The sequence below is a fragment of the Streptomyces sp. NPDC042336 genome (genome assembly GCF_055581985.1).
Map to the genome: position 1 here is coordinate 1 of NZ_JBVJEA010000076.1, position 4,160 is coordinate 4,160.

Genomic DNA, 4,160 nt, shown 5'->3' on the forward strand with positions numbered 1-4,160 from the left:
TTCGAGGGTTCAACGGCCTCGGGCTCAGCCACGTTCTCACTGGTCATCGATGCATCCTCCATGATCGGGAGTTACACCGAACGATTTACAGTCCCCCTCGAAGCTCGACGCCAAGACGCTCTTCGACCTGGTGAAGCTCTCCTTCGGAGTGGTTGCCGGGGCAGGTGCGCTCGTCGCCCTGGTCGTCGCTTACCGCCGCCAACGCGTCGACGAAGTCGGCGCCCACCGCAAAGCCACCCGGCTCCACACCGAACGCTTTTCTCAGGCCGTCGAGCAGCTCGGCTCGGACTCCCCGGCCGTCCAGCTCGGCGGCGTCCATGCCCTAGCCGGACTCGCCGACGACGCCCCCGACGACAACCTGCGCCAGACTTGCATCGACGTCCTGTGCGCCAACCTCCAGCTCCCCCTCACCCCCGACCCTGGCGACGACCCCGCCCACCAGGATGAACACCACCGCTACCTGGCCCTCCGCAAGGTCCGGCACACGATCCTGCGCCTCATCGGCGACCACTACCGCCGTCCCCAGGGAACCCGGGGCTCCTGGCAGGGTTGCGACCTCGATTTCACCGGCATCACCATCGATGGCAACTTGAACTTCGGCGGCGCGCGGTTCAGCGGCGGCACGCTGTCTTTCACTGGCGCGACGTTTTCCGGCGGCTCGGTCTCTTTCCAGCGCGCGATGATTGCCGGTGGCGAGGTGAACTTCCATGGTGCGACGTTCTTCGACGGTTTTATGGACTTCAGTCATGCGGAGGTTTCCGGTGGCACGGTGTCCTTCTACGGTGCGCGGTTTTCCGGCGGCAGGGTGACCTTCGGCGAGGCGACGTTCACCAGTGGTTTGGTGATGTTCAATGAGGCCACGTTCTCCGGCGGCACGGTGGACTTTTGGAGCTCCAAGTTCTCCGGAAGCACAGTGACCTTCGGCTCTGTGGCCTTCTCCGACGGCACGGTGGACTTCAACCGCGCCACCTTCTCCGGCGGCAGGGTGTACTTCGACGACGCGACGGGTCCCGCTCCCGAAGGGCTTCGCGCCTCCGTCGGTACTCCTGTTCCTGCCGGGGTCACATTGCCCGAGGCATGGCTGACCGACGAACACCCATAACAGCCCGGGGGCGGAATCGGTTGTCTGCGCCCCAGGTCGGCATTTCACTGCAACGGGTCGCCGACGGCCCGGCTACGCCGATGCCCGGTCCAGTCCGAGGGCGGCGAGCGCGGCGAGCTCGTCGGCATCCAGCTTGGCGCGCCTGCTCTTCGTGTTGGACACAAACACCCCGAGCCGGACCTCTGTCCCGTCCTCCAGCCGCTCTGTGTGCCCGCGGCTGACGGTGAGGGAGCCGGTGCGGGCCTTGTACTGCGCCAGCGCCGCTACGCCGCGCTCGAAGGCAGCTGAGCGGCGCCCAGACGGCTTCCCACCCGCTGCCGCGCCTCCTGCCTCCGCCTGTGCCGGAACGGGCCGCTCGGCGGGTTTCACGCCCATCCCGGCGAGCCGGGCGCACTGGTCTTCGCTCAGCAGCGGCCATTTCTGGTGTTGGGTGGCCAGCCACCGGCCGACGTCCATGCCGTGCACCATCGTCCCGGGCTCCACCGGCCCGAGCCGGCCGTCCTCGCCAGTCTGGGTTTTCAGCGCGGCGTAGTGGCGCTGCCAGTCCACCGGCCAGCCCGGCCGCCAGTCCGGGTCGATCGCGGCCAGCAGTGCGGCGCGCTCCCGGGCCCGCTTCGGGTCCTTGCCCAGCCCGCCCTTCTTCCGGGCGTTGGCCAGCCACTGCCCCACCGGCTCGTCCAGGATCATCGCCGTCACCGGGGCCGCGAGCGTGCCGTACGCGTCGAAGTACGCACGGGCAGCTCCCAGGTTCTCCTCCCACGCCTCATCGGCCGGCTCCCACACGATCCCCAGCTCGTCCAGGTTCGCGGCCCGCTCGGACGCCAGGCCCCCGGCGCGCATGGCACGCCGCTGGACGGACAGCCACCGCCCGAGGGAAACCCGCCCCCCTGCCACGGGCCGGCGCACCGGCAGGCCCGCCCTCGACATGCTGGTACGGCACGGCCAGGTGCCCCTCGCGCCGGTAGCAGGCGACCGCCGCCCGGTGCCCCGCCTTCCAGTTGGCATGCTCGGGCTCGATCAGCTGGTACTTGACGAACCGGGCAACCAGCGAGGGGTCCCGGCGGGTCCCGAACCGCAGCAGCAACCGGTTCTCCTCGCCGCCCTCCTCCGGCTCCTCACCCAGCCACGACGGTGTGAATGGGTGCGCCGGTGACATTGGATGGGCATCAGCAGGGAGTGGGAGAGCTCTTCCTGCTCAGAGTCACCGCAGTAGTGATCATGGCTGTCGCACGGTGACCAAGTTGCTGCTGCCGGATGCCCATCGTGGAGATTGCCGGCTGCCATGGACGTGCCTGTTCACAGGCCCATTTGGACCGGGAGCCACAAGAGGTGGCATGCCGCCGCGGGTAGCCCGCAGACGCCTACTTGCTGCTGTACTCGTCGCATGGTTCCACACGTTTCACTTCGATCTCCTGAACAATAAACGATCCCTTTCTCTTCGCTGCCGCTTCAGGCGATTCGCGTACCCTACTCAAGGAGTCCGGCTCTCTGATCCAATTGATGCCACTAGCATCCGTGAAAACGAATCCCTCGACGTAAGTGAACCCTGGAACGAACCGAACCCCGCTTTGCAGGCTGTTGCTATTGGCCATCTGGTCCGACATCTTGAACATAAGATCCGAGCACGGCGGTACGTTTGACGCAAAACCCGTAAGTGGATGCGACTTACCGTCCGAGGTCGCGTGGGAAGCGACATGCACTGAAACTCTCGTGACAGAGTCCGGCGTTCGGTTCACCAAGTGGACCGTCTGAGGGCCATCTTCCGAGTAGTGCGATTCCATCCAGAATGTCACTCGTGACGCTTGCTGCCGCTCGTCCTTTTCGCTTTCCTCTTTGGACTGCTCTAGTTGGTCTTTTGCGACTTCGGCACTGATGTATGTGGCCCAGCCTGTGAAGAAGACGCTGAGAATGGCTGCCACTGCACCGATCACGGTTCCGATCTGCCCGATCGCGGTCCACGAGATCTTCCTACGCTCCGAGCCGGGCTCCGTGTTCGGTTCCGGAGAGGGAGTTCCGGCCGAGGGCTCCCGTTGGGCTTGAGCAGGAATGTGGCGCGTCTCCTCGTCCGGGCCTGACGCAGGGGCTGCGTCCGGGTCGTCGTCCGCGCGGACGCGTGGCCGGACCTGGCTCGGGGCGGTCCTCTGACGTGCTAACCGCAGCCGTGCGCGCCGCTGTTGCTGATCAGCCATGCGCAGGAGAATAGTGCGAATGGGTGCGCCGATGACATCGGATGGGCATCAGCAGGGAGTGGGAGAGCTCCTCCTGCTCAGAATGCACCACAATAGTGATCATGGCTGTCGCGCGGTGACCAAGTTGCTGCTGCCGGATGGCCATCGTGGAGATGGCCGGCTGCCATGGGCGTGCCTGTTCACCACCGACGACGCCCGCATCCGGCACTTCACCCTTGCCCTGCCCCCACACCACGCCGCCCGCCTCTTCGAGGCCCAGGACCAGGGCGCCGGCGAGCAGCAGCTGCGGGCGCTCGCGGCCGAGGCGCTTGGCGAGGTCTACTTCCGCGACGGCGGCCGCCGCGCTGCATGCCTGGAGGTCGAGTTCGCGGACGTTGAGCACGTGGAGTTCGACCTGTAGGGCAGCGCTGAAACGTGGCTGCCCCTCTGGGATGTGACTGAGCGCTTCAGTTGGCGAGTGAGCCCTTGAGTTGGCGGGGGCCGGCGCTCACGTCTGCGCTGCGCGGAGCGCATGCGGGTAAGGGGCTCGCCGCGCAGGCCGGCGAGAACTACGGTACTGGGGTGACTGATCTTGAAGTAGTGGCACGTGGGCTGGTTGGCGGCGAACGCTCTTTTGAACAGTTGAGATGCCATCCGCGGCTTCCGCTGGTGGCCTGCTCGGACTCCGAGCGTTCGGCAGTCCACATCTGGGACTGCGGCGCGGGGCAGCTGCGCGAACTCGGCTCCGTTGATGGCGCTTCTTGAATCTGGCTCTGTCCGCAGTTCCGTGAATGGACATATGGCAGGGACCGAACGTGCCGCATGTGGCACTCTGGCCGGATGGCAGGCAGCAACCGGGAACGTGCAGCAGAGGGCTGGATCTGGAATGA

The 4,160-nt window shown here is 66.3% G+C and carries 2 protein-coding genes and 1 pseudogene; 2 read left to right on the forward strand and 1 reads right to left on the reverse strand.

Annotated elements, in window-relative coordinates:
- The first annotated feature begins 130 nt into the window (after window positions 1–130).
- Window positions 131–1,102 (forward strand): pentapeptide repeat-containing protein, encoded by a 972-nt coding sequence (locus tag ACZ6IM_RS42260; protein ID WP_469564556.1) that lies wholly within the window; start codon window positions 131–133, stop codon window positions 1,100–1,102.
- 72 nt (window positions 1,103–1,174) lie between these two features.
- Here ACZ6IM_RS42260 and ACZ6IM_RS42265 read toward each other — a convergent pair whose 3' ends face one another.
- On the reverse strand, window positions 1,175–2,029 hold the full coding sequence (locus tag ACZ6IM_RS42265) for a helicase associated domain-containing protein (protein ID WP_469564557.1): 855 nt from the start codon (window positions 2,027–2,029) through the stop codon (window positions 1,175–1,177).
- A gap of 1,443 nt (window positions 2,030–3,472) precedes the next feature.
- On the opposite strand from ACZ6IM_RS42265, the pseudogene tpg reads away from it, so the two are divergent.
- Window positions 3,473–3,691: pseudogene (tpg, locus tag ACZ6IM_RS42270) on the forward strand (telomere-protecting terminal protein Tpg); the annotation flags it as partial.
- Window positions 3,692–4,160 lie beyond the last annotated feature (469 nt).